The sequence below is a fragment of the Pseudomonas sp. AC211 genome (assembly GCF_979258055.1).
This window is the reverse complement of record NZ_OZ409830.1, coordinates 1,520,825-1,535,828: the sequence shown is the minus strand read 5'-3', so window position 1 is coordinate 1,535,828 and position 15,004 is coordinate 1,520,825. Positions and strand designations below refer to the sequence as shown.

General features: G+C 62.0%; 11 protein-coding genes and 1 pseudogene. 4 read left to right on the top strand and 8 right to left on the bottom strand.

All coding sequences use genetic code 11. The annotated features are described in order from the left end of the window. Nucleotides 1-76: 76 nt before the first annotated feature. From ACZZZP_RS07490 to tpx, 3 genes and pseudogenes are all read right to left on the bottom strand, one after another. Nucleotides 77-3,185, bottom strand: a pseudogene (locus ACZZZP_RS07490) (MdtB/MuxB family multidrug efflux RND transporter permease subunit). Beyond that, nucleotides 3,182-4,459 (bottom strand): MdtA/MuxA family multidrug efflux RND transporter periplasmic adaptor subunit, encoded by a 1,278-nt coding sequence (locus tag ACZZZP_RS07485; RefSeq protein WP_463382299.1) that lies wholly within the window; start codon nucleotides 4,457-4,459, stop codon nucleotides 3,182-3,184. The pseudogene ACZZZP_RS07490 and the gene ACZZZP_RS07485 overlap by 4 nt, the downstream one beginning before the upstream one ends. 155 nt (nucleotides 4,460-4,614) lie before the next feature. Beyond that, nucleotides 4,615-5,115 carry a thiol peroxidase gene (gene tpx, locus ACZZZP_RS07480; RefSeq protein ID WP_122497025.1) on the bottom strand — a complete coding sequence of 167 codons (501 nt, stop codon included), beginning with the start codon at nucleotides 5,113-5,115 and terminating at the stop codon, nucleotides 4,615-4,617. Between the two features lie 1,093 nt (nucleotides 5,116-6,208). On the opposite strand from tpx, the gene ACZZZP_RS07475 reads away from it, so the two are divergent. After that, nucleotides 6,209-6,592, top strand: a complete 384-nt coding sequence (locus ACZZZP_RS07475; protein ID WP_463382298.1) for a DUF4124 domain-containing protein — start codon at nucleotides 6,209-6,211, stop codon at nucleotides 6,590-6,592. A 99-nt stretch (nucleotides 6,593-6,691) separates the two neighbouring features. Beyond that, nucleotides 6,692-8,308 (top strand): NAD(P)/FAD-dependent oxidoreductase, encoded by a 1,617-nt coding sequence (locus ACZZZP_RS07470; protein WP_463382297.1) that lies wholly within the window; start codon nucleotides 6,692-6,694, stop codon nucleotides 8,306-8,308. Between the two features lie 267 nt (nucleotides 8,309-8,575). Here ACZZZP_RS07470 and ACZZZP_RS07465 read toward each other — a convergent pair whose 3' ends face one another. Beyond that, nucleotides 8,576-9,517 (bottom strand): LysR family transcriptional regulator, encoded by a 942-nt coding sequence (locus ACZZZP_RS07465; protein WP_463382296.1) that lies wholly within the window; start codon nucleotides 9,515-9,517, stop codon nucleotides 8,576-8,578. A 124-nt stretch (nucleotides 9,518-9,641) separates the two neighbouring features. Between ACZZZP_RS07465 and ACZZZP_RS07460 the strand changes: the two genes are divergently transcribed. Next, complete coding sequence (locus ACZZZP_RS07460) at nucleotides 9,642-10,391, top strand: 3-oxoacyl-ACP reductase family protein (RefSeq protein WP_463382295.1); 750 nt, start codon at nucleotides 9,642-9,644, stop codon at nucleotides 10,389-10,391. A 90-nt stretch (nucleotides 10,392-10,481) separates the two neighbouring features. Here the strand turns inward: ACZZZP_RS07460 and ACZZZP_RS07455 are convergent, their stop codons facing one another. The 3 genes from ACZZZP_RS07455 to ACZZZP_RS07445 are packed head-to-tail and all read right to left on the bottom strand — an operon-like array spanning nucleotide 10,482 to nucleotide 13,001. After that, on the bottom strand, nucleotides 10,482-11,000 hold the full coding sequence (locus ACZZZP_RS07455; protein WP_463382294.1) for an N-acetyltransferase family protein: 519 nt from the start codon (nucleotides 10,998-11,000) through the stop codon (nucleotides 10,482-10,484). 3 nt (nucleotides 11,001-11,003) lie between these two features. Next, entirely contained in the window at nucleotides 11,004-12,128 is a 1,125-nt protein-coding gene (locus ACZZZP_RS07450; protein ID WP_463536411.1) for a PLP-dependent cysteine synthase family protein, read from the bottom strand. Nucleotides 12,129-12,137: 9 nt separating this feature from the next. Beyond that, nucleotides 12,138-13,001, bottom strand: coding sequence for a DMT family transporter (locus ACZZZP_RS07445; RefSeq protein ID WP_463384671.1), 864 nt, complete (start codon nucleotides 12,999-13,001; stop codon nucleotides 12,138-12,140). Nucleotides 13,002-13,177: 176 nt separating this feature from the next. Between ACZZZP_RS07445 and nhaA the strand changes: the two genes are divergently transcribed. Further along, nucleotides 13,178-14,347, top strand: coding sequence for a Na+/H+ antiporter NhaA (gene nhaA / locus ACZZZP_RS07440; RefSeq protein ID WP_463382292.1), 1,170 nt, complete (start codon nucleotides 13,178-13,180; stop codon nucleotides 14,345-14,347). A 254-nt stretch (nucleotides 14,348-14,601) separates the two neighbouring features. Here nhaA and ACZZZP_RS07435 read toward each other — a convergent pair whose 3' ends face one another. Beyond that, the gene (locus tag ACZZZP_RS07435; RefSeq protein ID WP_463536410.1) at nucleotides 14,602-14,985 is read right to left on the bottom strand and encodes a hypothetical protein; all 384 of its coding nucleotides are present in this window, start codon (nucleotides 14,983-14,985) and stop codon (nucleotides 14,602-14,604) included. Nucleotides 14,986-15,004 lie beyond the last annotated feature (19 nt).

The window sequence follows — 15,004 nt, the reverse complement described above, 5'->3', positions numbered from 1 at the left end:
ACCGCATCGCGCTTGTCTCCCCTCGCCCGCTTGCGGGAGAGGGGCCGGGGGAGAGGGCCGGCCATCACACACTCGCTCATGACTGCACCGACATATCCAACCCACGCTTCTTGCGCCAGCCATTCCAGCGCGTCGCCAGGCGGTCAAACGCGAGGTAGATAACGGGCGTGGTAAACAACGTGAGCACCTGGCTGAGCAGCAAGCCGCCGACCATGGCGATACCCAGCGGCCGGCGCAGTTCTGCACCCGCGCCAGCGGCAAGCATCAGCGGCAAGGCGCCGAGCAGCGCAGCCAGGGTGGTCATCAGAATCGGCCGGAAACGCAGCAGGCACGCTTGGTAAATGGCGTCTGGTGCGCTCATGCCCTGGTTGCGTTCAGCGTCCAGGGCGAAGTCGATCATCATGATCGCGTTCTTCTTGACGATGCCGATCAGCAGGATGATGCCGATGATCGCCACGATGCCGATCTCCTCCCCCGCCACCATCAAGGCCAGCAGGGCGCCGACGCCCGCCGAGGGCAGCGTGGACAGAATGGTCACCGGGTGAATAAAGCTCTTCGTAGAGAATGCCCAGCACGATGTACATGGTCACCACCGCCGCCAAAATCAGCAGCAAGGTGCTCGACAGCGAGCTTTCAAACGCCAGCGCCGCGCCACGGAAACTGGTCTGCACGCCGACCGGCAATTGCATGTCTTGCTCAACCTGGCGGATCGACTCCACCGCTTCACTCAACGATACGCCGGGCGCCAGGTTGAACGACAGCGTGGCCGCCGGAAATTGCGAAATGTGGTTGATGGCCAGCAAGGTGTTGCGCTCTTCAATCGTGGCCAATGACGACAACCGCACCTGCGTGCCATCGCTGCTGCTGACGTAGAGGTTCTCCAGCGACTGCGGGCCCAACTGGAATTGCGGCGCCACTTCCAGCACCACGCGGTACTGCGTGGCCTGGGTGAAGATGGTGGAAATCAGGCGCTGACCAAAGGCGTTGTACAGCGCGCTGTCGACGTCGGACAACGACACGCCCAAGCGCGAGGCGGCGTCGCGGTCGATGTTAACGAAGGCTTGCAGGCCTTTGTCTTGCCAGTCGCTGGCCACGTCCGCCAGTTGCGGCAGTTGTTGCAGGCGCTCCACCAACAGCGGCACCCATTTGGCCAGCACGTCGGGGTCGGAGTCTTGCAGGGTGAATTGGTACTGCGTGCGCGCCACGCGGTCTTCGATGGTCAAGTCTTGCACCGGTTGCAGGTACAGCCGCACGCCGGGAATCTGGTCGAGGGTCGGCTGCAGACGACGAATCACTTCGGTGGCGCTGGCGTCGCGTTCACCGTGGGGTTTGAGGTTGATCAGCATGCGCCCGGTGTTAAGCGTGGCGTTGCTGCCATCGACGCCGATAAACGCCGTGAGGCTTTCTACCGCCGGATCGCTAAGCAGCGCTTTGGCCAATGCCTGTTGGCGCTCGGCCATGGATTGAAACGAGATGGACTGCGGCGCTTCGGCAATCGCCTGAATCACGCCGGTGTCCTGCACCGGGAAGAAGCCCTTGGGCATAAAAGTGTAGAGCACCGCCGTCAGCGCCAGGGTGGCCAGCGCCACCAGCAAGGTCAGCGGTTGATGACGCAGCACCACACGCAGCGCGCGGCCATAGCCGGCAATCATGCGGTCGATGACGTTACCGGCGGCGCGGGCGAAGCGGCCCTGTTTTTCCTCCGGCGTGTGCTTGAGCAATTTGGCGCAGAGCATCGGCGTGAGGGTCAGCGACACCACGCCGGAAATCAGAATCGCCACCGCCAGGGTGATGGCAAATTCGCGGAACAACCGCCCCGCTACATCGCCCATAAACAGCAACGGAATCAGCACGGCGATCAGCGAGAACGTCAGGGAAATAATGGTGAAGCCGATTTGCTTCGAACCTTTGAGCGCGGCCTCCAGCGGCGTGTCGCCTTTCTCCAGGTAGCGGCTGATGTTTTCCACCATGACGATGGCATCGTCCACCACGAAACCGGTGGCGATTGTCAGGGCCATCAGGCTCAGGTTATTGACCGAAAACCCGGCCAGGTACATCACACCAAAGGTGCCCACCAACGACAGCGGCACGGCCAGACTCGGAATGAGCGTGGCGGAAAAACTGCGCAGAAACAGGAACGTGACCATGACCACCAAGGCAATGGCCAGCACCAACTCGAACTGCACATCGGCCACCGAGGCGCGGATGGTGGTGGTGCGGTCGGTGAGCACTTTTACGTCGAGGCTGCCGGGCAAGCTGGCTTGCAGTTGCGGCAGCATGGCTTTGATGCTGTCGACCACCTTGATCACATTGGCGCCAGGCTGACGCTGAATGTTCAGCACCACGGCCGGGGTTTCATTAGCCCAGGCGGCCAGGCGCGTGTTCTCGGCCGCGTCTTCTACCGTGGCGACATCTTTCAGGCGCAGCGGCGCGCCGTTGGCGTAGGCCACCACCAACTCACGGTAGGCGGAAGCGGACTTCAGCTGGTCGTTGGCGTCCAGCGTCGAGGCGCGGGTCGGGCCGTCGAAGCTGCCTTTGGGGCCATTGAGGTTGTTATTGGCAACGGTGGTGCGCAGGTTTTCCAGGTTCAGACCCGCCGCCGCCAGCGCCGTAGGGTTGGCGCGAATGCGCACGGCCGGACGTTGGCCACCGCTGATGCTGACCAGGCCGACGCCGGAAATCTGCGAAATTTTCTGCGCCAGGCGCGTGTCGACCAAATCCTGCACCTGCGGCAGCGGCAGGTTGCTGGAGGTGATAGCCAGCGTCAGGATCGGCGCATCAGCCGGGTTCACTTTGCTGTACGAAGGCTGGTACGGCAGGTCTTTCGGCAACAGGCTGCTGGCGGTGTTGATCGCCGCCTGCACTTCCTGCTCGACCACATCGAGGTTGCTGTCGAGGGTGAATTGCAGGGTGATGACCGAGGCGCCGCCTGAACTGCTGGACGACATTTCATTCAGGCCGGCGATTTGCCCAAGCTGGTTTTCCAGCGGCGCGGTTACCGACGAGGTCATGATTTCCGGGCTGGCGCCGGGGTACGAGGTGACCACCTGAATGGTCGGATAATCCACTTCCGGCAGCGCCGAAATCGGCAGGAACCGGTAGGCAATGATGCCCGAGAGCAGAATGGCGATCATCAACAGCGTGGTCGCCACCGGCCGCAGAATAAACGGGCGCGACGGGTTCATTGCGCGGCTCCGCCCTTGCCTTGCGGCGCGGCGTCATCCTGACCGAAAGGCTTCTGCCCGGTTTCTTCGCTGACGTCTTTCTTCACCTGTTCCGGCGCGGCAATACGCACGGCCATGCCGTCACGCAGGCGGTCGGTGCCCTCTACCACCACTTGCTCATCCACATTCAGGCCCTTCTCCACCACCACCTGTTCGGCTTCGCTGGTGCCGAGGGTGACCGGGCGCTGAACCACTTTGTCGCCCTCGCCCAACACGTACACATAAGTGCCTTCGTTACCGCGCTGCACAGCGTTGGCCGGAATCAACAGCACATCGTGCAGGGTTTCGGCGAGCAGGCGCACGTTGACGAACTGATTGGGAAACAGCGAACGGTCGGCGTTCTCGAACTTGGCCTTGAGCTTGACGGTGCCGGTGGTGGTGTCGATCTGGTTATCCAGTGTCACCAGCTCGCCGGTGGCCAGGGTCACGTCCTTATTGCGGTCCAGCGCCTCGACCGGCGGCAGCTTGGTCGTCGCGCTGGCGCCGTTGAGCTGGGCGGCCACGGTGCCGAGTTGCTGCTGCGGCAGGCTGAACACCACGGCAATCGGTTTGACCTGAGTGATCACCACCAGCGGCGTGGTGTCGCTGGACGTCACCAGATTGCCGACATCGACCTGGCGCAACCCCAGACGACCGCTAATAGGCGCACGCACTTCGGTAAAGGCCAGATTGAGCTTGGCGTCGTCCACTTGGCCCTGGTTGGTCTTCAGCGTGCCTTGGTACTGATTAAGCAGCGCGGCCTGGGTGTCGAGGGTTTGCTTGGCGATGGAGTCTTCGGCGTACAGGCCCTTGTAGCGATCCAGATCAATCTGGGCATTTTTCAGCTGCGCCTGATTTTGCTGCAGCGTGCCTTCGGCCTGAGCCAGAGCGGCTTTGTAAGGACGGGGATCGACCACGGCGAGCAAGTCGCCAGCCTTCACTTCCTGGCCTTCGGTGAACAACACCTTGACCAGCTCGCCATTGACGCGCGGTTTCACGTTCACCGTGCTGAATGCCGTGACGGTGCCCAGGGCGTGGAAATGCACATCGAGGTTGGCGCGCTTGACCTTCGCCACGCTGACCGTCATGCCAGCTGCGGCGCCGGGTGGCCCCATCCCGGGACGCCCGCGCACTTTGCCATCGGGGGCACCCGTGCTTTTCGCGGCGGACAGCCACATAACCAACAACACCACGCCAGCGAAGGCAGCGGCAGTGATCAACCAGGGGCGAAGGGTACGCAAAGTCATGGGCATCATCGATAACGAAATTCGAGCCCGCACGATAAGCACTGCAACCGCTGACGGAAAGCCTCTTTACCGGCTTTTTACCTAAGACTGACCTTAACTAAGCGCTTGAGCCACCAATGAAAAACGGCCCGCAAGGCGGGCCGTTCATGTGTTGCAGCGTATGTTTATTTCAACACAGCAACCGCTGCTTCGTAATTCGGCTCGCTGCCGATTTCCGACACCAGCTCGCTGTGCAGCACTTTGTCGTTTTCATCCAGCACCACAACGGCACGGGCAGCCACGCCGGCGAGTGGGCCGTTGGCGATGGCGACGCCGTAGTCAGCGAGGAAATCAGCGCCGCGCATGGTCGACAGGTTCACTACGTTTTGCAGGCCTTCGGCGCCGCAGAAACGCGCTTGCGCGAACGGCAGGTCGGCGGAAATGCACAGCACCACGGTGTTGGCCAGTTTGCTGGTTTCGGCGTTGAACTTGCGTACCGAGGTGGCGCAGGTGGGGGTGTCGACGCTTGGGAAAATGTTCAGCACTTTGCGTTTGCCGGCCAGGCTGGCCAGGGTCACGTCGCTGAGGTCAGCGCCCACCAGGCTGAATGCCGGGGCTTGCTGGCCAACGTGCGGCAGCTCGCCGGTGACTTGAACAGGGTTGCCGCGCAAGGTTACTTGGGCCATGAACGTGTTCCTTTTTATGGTGAGTGTTTTGGGTTGCTAAGGGGGGCTGAGTTAAGCATGAAAGGGATTACGCGACTATGACTCAGCGGTCAAAAAATTTGGGGCGCAGCCCCAAAGCCCGCGGCGCAGTTGAACGATTTTCTACAGCCTGTGAAGACGCTGATGCGCCGATTTTGATCGAGCTTGTGATCTACCGCTTTTGATCTACCGCTCTTGAATTTGCTTGTGATCTTCCGCTTTTGATCTGCCCCGCACCGTTCATCGCAGGCCGAGTGGAGTCGACGTGGAGGGGGTTGAGCGGCCGGGAGCCGCGAAAGGCGTGTCGGGCCAAGGATGGCCCGTCTCGCCGGCCCCCGGAGCGGCGACGGAGCGAGGGAACCTGGAGCGCAGCGTAAGGCCAAGGTAGGAGCTAGACTTTTTGCTGACTTTTGGGGCAATGCCAAAAGTTAGTCGCGCGTAAGGCGCGAAACCAAAACGTTCGGCGCACGCGGTAATGAATACCTGCGTACGACTTCACGATTCAACCTTGCGTTTAAACCAGAAGAATTCTTCGTTACCACGTTTGCGCGGCATTTTGTTTCGCGCCTTACGCGCGAGTCACTTTTAGCATTGCCCTAAAAGTAACCAAAAGGTCTAGCTCCTACCTTGGCCCTCCGCTGCGCTGCGGGTTCCCTCCTTCCGTCGTTACTCCGGGGCACGGCGAGACGGGCCATCCATGGCCCGACACGCCTTTCGCGGCTCCCGGCCGCTCAACCCCCTACGCAACGACTCCACTCGGCCTGCGATAAACGGTGCGGGGTAGATCAAAAGCGGAAGATCACCAGCGAGATCACAAGCGAGATCACAAGCGAGATCACACGCGGTAGATCACGAGCCAGATAACGAGCGGTAGCTCTCGAACCGTATATCTCGGCTAGATCAAACCTTTGCTGCCCAACAAAAATCTCGCGGCTAAAGCCGCTCCCACAGAGAGAAATGCCGACCTGTGGGAGAGGCTTCAGCCTCGATTCCTGCAAACCTCGACCGGCGCATTTTCCGCGCCTTCGTCCCCTGCTAGCCTTGCACCAACCGCCCACAAAGTGAGGGAAGCACTTTGAAACTCGCCGCAATCGCGCTGATTTTTCTGCCAACCCTGGCCCACGCCCAAGTCTACAAATGCGTAGCCGCCGACGGCAGCACCACCTACGCCACCGTGCCCTGCCCCGAAGGCACGGGCCAAACCACGCGCATCATCGAGCCGGTGCCGCCCAGCGGCGTACTGAACGTGCCAGTGGTGGAATTACCCGTCGAGCAACAACCTGCCGAGCCCGCCAACAAAACCGCCTCGCCCGTCAGCGGCCTGACTGTTATCCCCGACAGCGAAGACCCGCACCGCGAAACCAAGCGCACGGAAATGCGCGAAGACGCTGAGCAGCACAAGCGCGATATGTATCAAGACTTCGAACGCCAGCAAAATGAGAAGCCGGTTCGCCCGTAGATTGGCCGACGCAGTGGCGGTCATGTAGGGGCTTTCGCGGCTATAATTCGCGCCTCTCCAAGCTGCCGGGTTACCTCCGGCCCTGATACGGACCGCCCCATGTTACGAATCACCGAATTCAAGCTGCCTATCGACCACGCCGATGAGGCCCTGCGCCCTGCCCTGGTCGCACGCCTGGGTATTGCCGATAACGAGTTGCTGGATTTCACCCTGTTCAAACGCAGCTACGACGCGCGGAAAAAATCCGCCGAGCTGTGTTTTATCTACACCATCGATTTTTCCGTGAGCGACGAAGCAGCTTTGCTGAAGCGCTTCAGCGATGACCGCCACATCACGGTCGCCCCAGACACTTCATACAAGTTCGTCGGCCACGCGCCTGAGCAGTTGGGTGAGCGTCCGTTAGTGGTCGGCTTTGGGCCGTGCGGTATTTTCGCGGCCTTGTTGCTGGCACAGATGGGTTTCAAACCCATCGTCCTGGAGCGCGGTAAGGAGGTGCGTCAGCGCACCAAAGACACCTGGGGCCTGTGGCGCAAGAGCGTGCTCAACCCCGAGTCCAACGTGCAGTTTGGTGAAGGCGGCGCCGGCACGTTCTCGGACGGCAAGCTGTACAGCCAGATCAAAGATCCGAAATTTATCGGCCGCAAAGTGCTGCATGAGTTCGTCAAGGCCGGCGCGCCGGAAGAGATTCTCTACGTTGCCAAACCGCACATCGGCACCTTCCGCCTGACGGGCGTGGTGGCGAATATGCGTGAGCAGATCATTGCCTTGGGCGGTGAAGTGCGTTTCGAGCAGCGCGTGACTGACGTGCAAATCGATAACGGCCAATTGACGGGCGTGACCCTCGCCAGCGGTGAGCAGATCAACAGCCGCCACGTGATTCTGGCGCTCGGCCACAGCGCCCGTGACACCTTCCGCATGTTGCATAGCCGCGACGTGTTTATGGAGGCCAAGCCGTTTTCGGTGGGCTTCCGTATCGAGCACCCGCAATCGCTGATCGACCAGGCCCGCCTGGGCCGCTTTGCTGGCCACCCGAAAATTGGCGCAGCGGATTACAAGCTGGTGCACCACGCGTCCAACGGGCGTTCGGTGTACAGCTTCTGCATGTGCCCGGGCGGTACGGTGGTGGCGGCCACGTCCGAGGCGGAGCGCGTGGTGACCAATGGCATGAGCCAATACTCGCGTAACGAGCGCAACGCCAACTCGGGCATCGTGGTTGGCATCACGCCGGAAGTGGATTATCCCGGCGGCCCGCTGGCCGGCGTGGAGTTGCAGGAGCGGTTGGAGTCTCACGCTTATGTGATGGGCGGGCGCAATTACAACGCGCCGGGGCAATTGGTCGGTGACTTTATTGCCGGCAAGGCGACCACGGCGTTGGGCAGTGTCGAGCCGTCGTACAAACCGGGCGTGAACCTGATGGACCTGGCCGACGCCCTGCCCGCCTTTGCCATTGAGGCCATTCGCGAGGCGTTGCCGGCGTTTGACAAGCAGATCAAAGGTTTCGCCATGCATGACGCCGTGCTCACCGGCATCGAGACCCGCACCTCGTCGCCGCTGCGCATTACCCGCGGTGATGACTTGCAGAGCCTGAACGTGCGCGGGTTGTTTCCGGCCGGTGAAGGCGCCGGTTATGCCGGGGGCATTCTGTCGGCTGGCGTCGATGGCATTCGTATCGCCGAAGCGGTGGCGCGGGATTTGTTGGGGATTCGCGAGGGTTGAAACAACATCGCGGCTGAACGGGATGCCGCCCAGTCGCTTCTTCAGGTGCTGTGTTAGCGCCGAGTTTGGCGTTCCCATTCACCACTCTGGATCCCCGCCTGCGCGGGGATGACGGAGTTGGGTTGGAGGTCTCAGGTCATTCCCGCGAAGGCGGCGGTCCGACGACTCGGAATCCAAAATGGCAAACCCGGCGCACCTCTAAAAGCCACACCTCGTTCTGGGAATGGCTGGGCGGCATTCCGATTAGCCGCAATGCTGTTGGTCCGCTTACCCCGCCGCCGGCCCTTCCAGGGCCGACAATCGCTTGTCCAGTCCCAGCGCTTTAAAGCGCTCCACAACAAAGTCCACAAACACTCGCGTCTTCTGTGGCAGCAGCTTCTGCCCGGCGAAGTACAGCGTGGTCGCCCCGGTGTCCACGTACCAGTCGGGCAGCACGCGCTGCACCGTTCCACGTTCCAGATACGGCAAGGCATGCGCCACGCTGACTAACGCCAGGCCCAAGCCAATTTGCGCCGCCGCGCACGCGGCCTCGGGGTCGCTCAGGGTCATGCGCGGTTGAATGTCGATGGGCGCCAGCACGCCTTCGCGGTTGCGCAGGGTCCAGGGTCTTACGCGGCCGGTTTGCGGTGAGCGAATAAGAATGCCGGCGTGCAGCGGCAAGTCGGCCGGCGAGCGAAGGGCCGGCGCGTTCTCCAGGTAGCTCGATGAGGCCAGCAATATCCGGTGCGCTGGCGCCAGTTCGCGGGCAACGACGCCCAGCGGCAGGTCGAAGCCGCCGCCCACCGCGGCGTCGAAGCCCTCGGCTATCAGGTCGACGGGGCGATTGTCGAAGTGCCAGTCCGGCACCACGCGTGGGTAACGCTGAAGGAATTCCCCCAGCAACGGCACCATGTATTCGCGACCGAACGACAAACCCATGCTCACTTTCAAGGTGCCCGCCGGCTGGCTTTTCAGCGTGGTGAGGTTGCCCATTGCCAGTTGCAGCGTGGTCAGGCCGCCAGCCGCCTCGGTCAGAAAATACTCGCCCGCTTCGGTCAGGCTCAGTTTGCGCGTACTACGCTGGAACAGCCGCACATCCAGGGTCTGTTCCAGGCGGGCGACATTCTTGCCCACCGCTGCAGGCGTCAAGCCCAGGCGCCGCGCGGCCTGGGCGAAACTTCCGGCTTCGGCGCTGCGCACAAAACATTCGATGCAGTTGAGGGTGTCCATGGCGCATTCCATACCGTTTGTATCGAAAGCATATCCGTATTACCGACTATTCGCCGACTAATCCGCCGATGATACTGGCGCCACACCAAACGACACACCCTTTACTAACTTTTGGAGAATCACCATGACGACTCAAACAGCACTCACCGGCAAAGTGGCATTTGTACAAGGCGGCTCGCGCGGCATCGGCGCAGCCATCGTTAAACGCTTGGCCCGCGAAGGCGCCGCCGTTGCGTTCACCTACAGCCAAAGCGCGCAGCAGTCGGACGCCTTGGTGGCAGACATTGTCGCGGCCGGCGGCAAGGCGTTGGCCATTAAGGCCGACAGCGCCAGCGAGCAAGCCATTCGCGGCGCCATCAGCCAAACCGTGGAAGCCTTCGGCGGCCTCGACATTCTGGTGAACAACGCCGGCGTGCTGGCCGTGGCGCCCATCGAGCAACTGAGCATGGAAGACATCGACCGCACGCTGTCGATCAACGTGCGCAGCGTGGTCATCGCCAGTCAGGAAGCCGCCCGCCACCTGCGCGACAACGGCCGCATCATCACCATCGGCAGCACCAACGCTGAGCGCATTCCGTTTGCTGGCGGTTCGATTTACGCCATGAGCAAATCGGCCATCGTCGGCTTTACCAAAGGTTTGGCCCGCGACCTGGGCGGCCGTGGTATCACCGTCAACAACGTGCAGCCCGGCCCGGTCGACACCGACATGAACCCGGACAGCGGCGAGTTCGCCGACACCCTGAAACAAGGCATGGCTCTGGCCCGTTACGGCAAGGTGGAAGAAATCGCCAGCTTCGTCAGCTACCTGGCAGGCCCGGAAGCGGGCTATATCACCGGGGCCAACCTGACGATTGATGGTGGGTTTGCGGCGTAAGCGAAAAGGCGGCCACCCTTAAAAGCTCGAGGCTAAAGCCTCTCCGACAGGAATTCGTTTCTGTAGGAGAGGCTTTAGCCTCGATTGCTATTAGGCACTGAGCCGCTGGTAACACACCGTCGTTCGCCGCGAGCCGTTGGGCCGGCGTTCGGGATCGGAGTAGGTATGCAGTTCGCTGAAGCCGGCTTTGCGCATCATGCCGGCCGAGGCGACGTTTTCTTCGTGGCGGTCGATGTAGATGTCGACCAAGCCCTTCTCCCCCAACCGGGCCACGGCTTTTTCCAGCAGCACCGAACCCAGGCCCTGCCCCGCCAGGTCTTTGTGCACCACGGCTTCGCAGATATAACCCTGCGCTTCCTCGCGCCGCGCGGAGGGTTGCTGGTCGGCGAATTGGTAGGTTTGGATAAAGCTGACAAAGCCGACGATGCGCCCGCCCTGCTCGGCCACCACCGCTTCAACTGAGCCGTGGGCGATGCCTTGCAGGTGCTCGCGCACGCCGTCTTCGGGCAGGTAGTTCCAGGGATTGGGGCCGTGTTCGAGGAGCAGTTCGGTCAGCGCCGGTACGTCGTCAGGTTCTGCGAATCGAATGCTCGGTGCAGCGTCGCTCATGGCTCAGATTCCTGCGGTGGGCAGATCGGGCAACGCTTCGCCCTGTTCGGCGCAAGCGGCGATCTGGTCGATCAAGGGTTGTAAGTGGTAGCCCTGAGCGGCGAGCCAGTCAGGGTTGTAATAAGAGGTGGCGTAGCGTTCGCCGCCGTCGCAGAGCACCGCCACAATCGAGCCCTGCTCGCCGGCCGCGACCATGCGCTGGCCGACCAGCAACGCGCCGACAAGGTTAGTGCCGCTGGAGCCGCCGACGTGCCGGTCCAGGCGCTGCGCCAGGTAGTGCATGGCGGCGAGCGACAGGGCGTCGGGCACTTTGCACATGGCGTCGATTACGGCAGGCACGAACGAGGCTTCCACGCGCGGGCGGCCGATGCCTTCGATGCCCGAGCCGTGGTCCAGGCGCAAGCTGGCGTCGCCGGTGCGGTAGTAGTCGAAAAACACCGAGCGCTCGGCATCGGCGCACAGCACGCGGGTGGCGTGACGACGGTAGCGCACGTAGCGGCCGAGGGTGGCGAGTGTGCCGCCGGTGCCGGGGCTGGAGACCAGCCAGCTGGGTTCGGGGCAATGTTCAAAGCGCATCTGCTGAAAAATCGATTCAGCGATGTTGTTGTTCGCGCGCCAGTCGGTGGCGCGTTCGGCGTAGGTGAATTGGTCCATAAAATGGCCGCCGCTTTCCTGCGCCAGGCGTTCGGATTCGGCGTAGATCTGCGTTGGGTCTTTAACCAGATGACTCTGGCCGCCGTAAAAGGCGATTTGCGCGATCTTCTCTTTCGACGTGGTGGCCGGCATCACGGCAATAAACGGCAAGCCCAGCAGCCGGGCGAAATAGGCCTCGGAAATGGCCGTGGAACCGCTGGAGGCTTCAATCACCGGCGCACCGGGTTTCAGCCAGCCGTTGCACAGCGCGTACAAAAACAGCGAGCGAGCCAGGCGGTGTTTGAGGCTGCCGGTGGGATGGCTGGATTCGTCTTTGAAATACAACTCGATGCCCGGCAGGCCCGGCACCGTCAGAGGAATGAGGTGGGTGTCGGCGCTGCGCTGGAAGTCGGCCTCGATGATGCGAATGGCTTCTCGCGCCCAGGCGCGGGCGGCGATTTGTTTGTTGTGGTCGTCGTTACGTGAACCGCTCATGGCTTACCTTCAGTCGAGAATTCCAGCAGGGGCCGGCACCTTGGGGTCACGCCGCCATTGGCTGAGTGCTACGCCAATAAAGACCAGCCCGACCGCTAACAGTTGCCATGCATTCAAGCGCTCGCCGAGAAACAGCGCGGCCATCAGCAAGGTGAACACCGGTATCAAATTGGTGAAGCCAGAGGCCTGACTGGCTGGCAGGCGGCCGACGCCAAAGTTGTAGAGCCCGTACGCGCCGACCGTCACGACAATGCCCAGGTACACCACCGCGCCCCAGCCTTTGACCGTGACGTCGGCCGGCACGTCGGCGCCCAGCAACGCCAACGGTAGAAAAAATACCGAGCCCACAAACGCCTGCAGCGCGGTGAGCGCAAACGCCGAGTAGCGGCTGGATAAATGCTTGAGCAGCAAGGTGTAGCCGGTGGCGCAGAGCATCGCCACGAATTCGAAGAAGTTACCCAGCAGCGGCGCCGGCGCATGGGCGTCGGCCTCGCCCGCCAGGCTGAGCCAGGTGGCGCCCACTACCGCGAGGAGAAACCCGGCGAGCGTGGTGCGGCTGATGCGTTCACGCAGTGTCAGGTAGGCGCCGACTGCCACCAGCAGCGGCAACAGCGCGGTGATCATGCCGGCTTGGGAGGCGCTGGTGCGTTGCAGCGCCAGGGCTTCGAAGATGAAGTACAAGCAGGGCTCGCAGGCGGCCAGACCGAGCAGGTATTTCCAGTCGCCGGCGCGGTAGTCGATGCGGCCTCGCCAGCGCCAGGCCAATAGAAACACCACGCTGCCCAAGGCCATACGGCCGAAGATCACCCACATCGGTGGCATCTCGCTGAACGCGAACTTCAAGGCAATAAACGAACTGCCCCACAAGGCCATGGCAACGACCAAACAACCCCAGGCAAGCGCCTGGCCTTCACGCTGTTGCACACGCACCTCCGCATTTTCTGACGGCCAGTATAGGAACCGTGCACCCGCCCGCCCAGCTACAGTGGAGCAGCTATCCTCAGCGCAACTGTTTTACCAGTTGCAACCGCCTTTTTAGGAGCATGCCATTGTCTGTTCGCCACGCACTGACCCGTTTTTTTCGCTTGGAAGCGGCCAGCGGCCTGCTGTTGATAGCCGCTGCGGTGTTGGCGCTGATCATCAACAATTCGCCGCTGGATTTTCTCTACAACGGTTTGCTGGAAACGCCGGTGGTGGTGCAAGTCGGCGCGCTGAAAATCGCCAAGCCGTTGCTGCTGTGGATTAACGACGGGCTGATGGCGCTGTTCTTCCTCACCATCGGGTTGGAAGTGAAACGCGAGGTGCTGGAGGGGCACCTGTCCCATCCCTCGCAGATTGTGCTGCCGGGCATGGCGGCGATTGGTGGCATGGTGGTGCCGGCCTTGGTCTATTGGGCCATCAACCGTCACCACCCCGAGGCCATGGACGGCTGGGCGATTCCCATGGCCACCGACATTGCCTTCGCCCTGGGCGTGCTCGCCTTGCTGGGTAAGCGCGTGCCGCTGACGCTCAAGTTGTTTTTAATGACGCTGGCGATCATTGATGACCTCGGCGCGATCATCGTCATTGCGCTGTTCTATTCCGGCGACCTGTCGACCCTTTCGCTGCTGCTGGCGGCCGCGTGCCTGGCGGTGCTGATTGGCATGAACCGCGCGGGGGTGCAAACCCTGAGTCCGTATGTGCTGGTGGGCCTGATTTTGTGGGTGTGCGTGCTCAAGAGCGGCGTGCATGCGACGTTAGCTGGCGTCGCCCTGGCCTTCACCATTCCGCTGCGCACCCGCGATGGCGTGCCCTCCCCGGCTCGGGCGCTGGAGCATGGGTTGCATCCGTGGGTGGTGTTCGGCGTGTTGCCGCTGTTCGCCTTCGCCAATGCCGGCGTGCCGCTAGCGGGCGTGGGGCTTGATAGTTTTCTGCACCCGGTGCCGTTGGGCATCGCCAGCGGCTTGTTGCTAGGCAAAACCGTGGGCGTGTTTGGCATGGCCTGGCTGGCGATTGCCGTGGGCATCGCCAAGCTGCCTGAAGGCGCGAATTGGGGTCAGGTGCTCGGCGTAGCGGTGCTATGCGGCATCGGTTTCACCATGAGCCTGTTTGTCGGCTCGTTGGCGTTCGAGCCGGGCGAAAGTGCGCTGGCGGGCATGGACCGTATCGGAATTTTGACCGGGTCGTTTTTTGCGGCAGTGATTGGTTATGGCGTGATGATGAAAGCGAGCAAGCGTTGAAATGGCGTCGCGGCTATCGAGGCTAAAGCCTCTCCCACAACAGCACCTGACCTCTGTAGGAGCGGCTCAACCGCGAGCTTTTGCCTCTCCCACAACAGCATCTAACCTCTGTAGGAGCGGCTTCAGCCGCGAGCTTTTGCCTCTCCTATAACAGCACCTGACCTCTGTAGGAGCGGCTTCAGCCGCGAGCTTTTGCCTCTCCCACAACAGCATCTGACCTTTGTAGGAGCGGCTTCAGCCGCGAGCTTTTGCCCTTATGGATGCAGTCGATTCAAGCCCGGCGGCAGGCCGGTGGCGTCAACCGGCAACCACGGGCCGTTGGCGTAGGTGGCCCAGGTCCAACCGTCGTTCCAGCGGTAGTAGGTGCGTTGGCGATAATAAAGGCCCGGTACTTTATCCAGCACGTAAACGCCCAGTTGCGTATCCCAGTAGCTGCTCACGCCGGGTGGCGGAGCGAAGTGCGGGTGGGCTTTAAGGCGGGTGCTGGCCGGTGCCTGGGTCGGCAACGGTGCGCTTTTGGGTTGCTGCGTGGTTTTGCCCGGCGGGGTTTGCGGCAGGTTGCCGGGCGGCACAGGAATCGGTTCGCTGCTGGGTTGTTGCACGGCCGGCGTGGTGCAACCGGCCAAAGCCAAAATCATCAGCGCTGCTGCGCCCCGT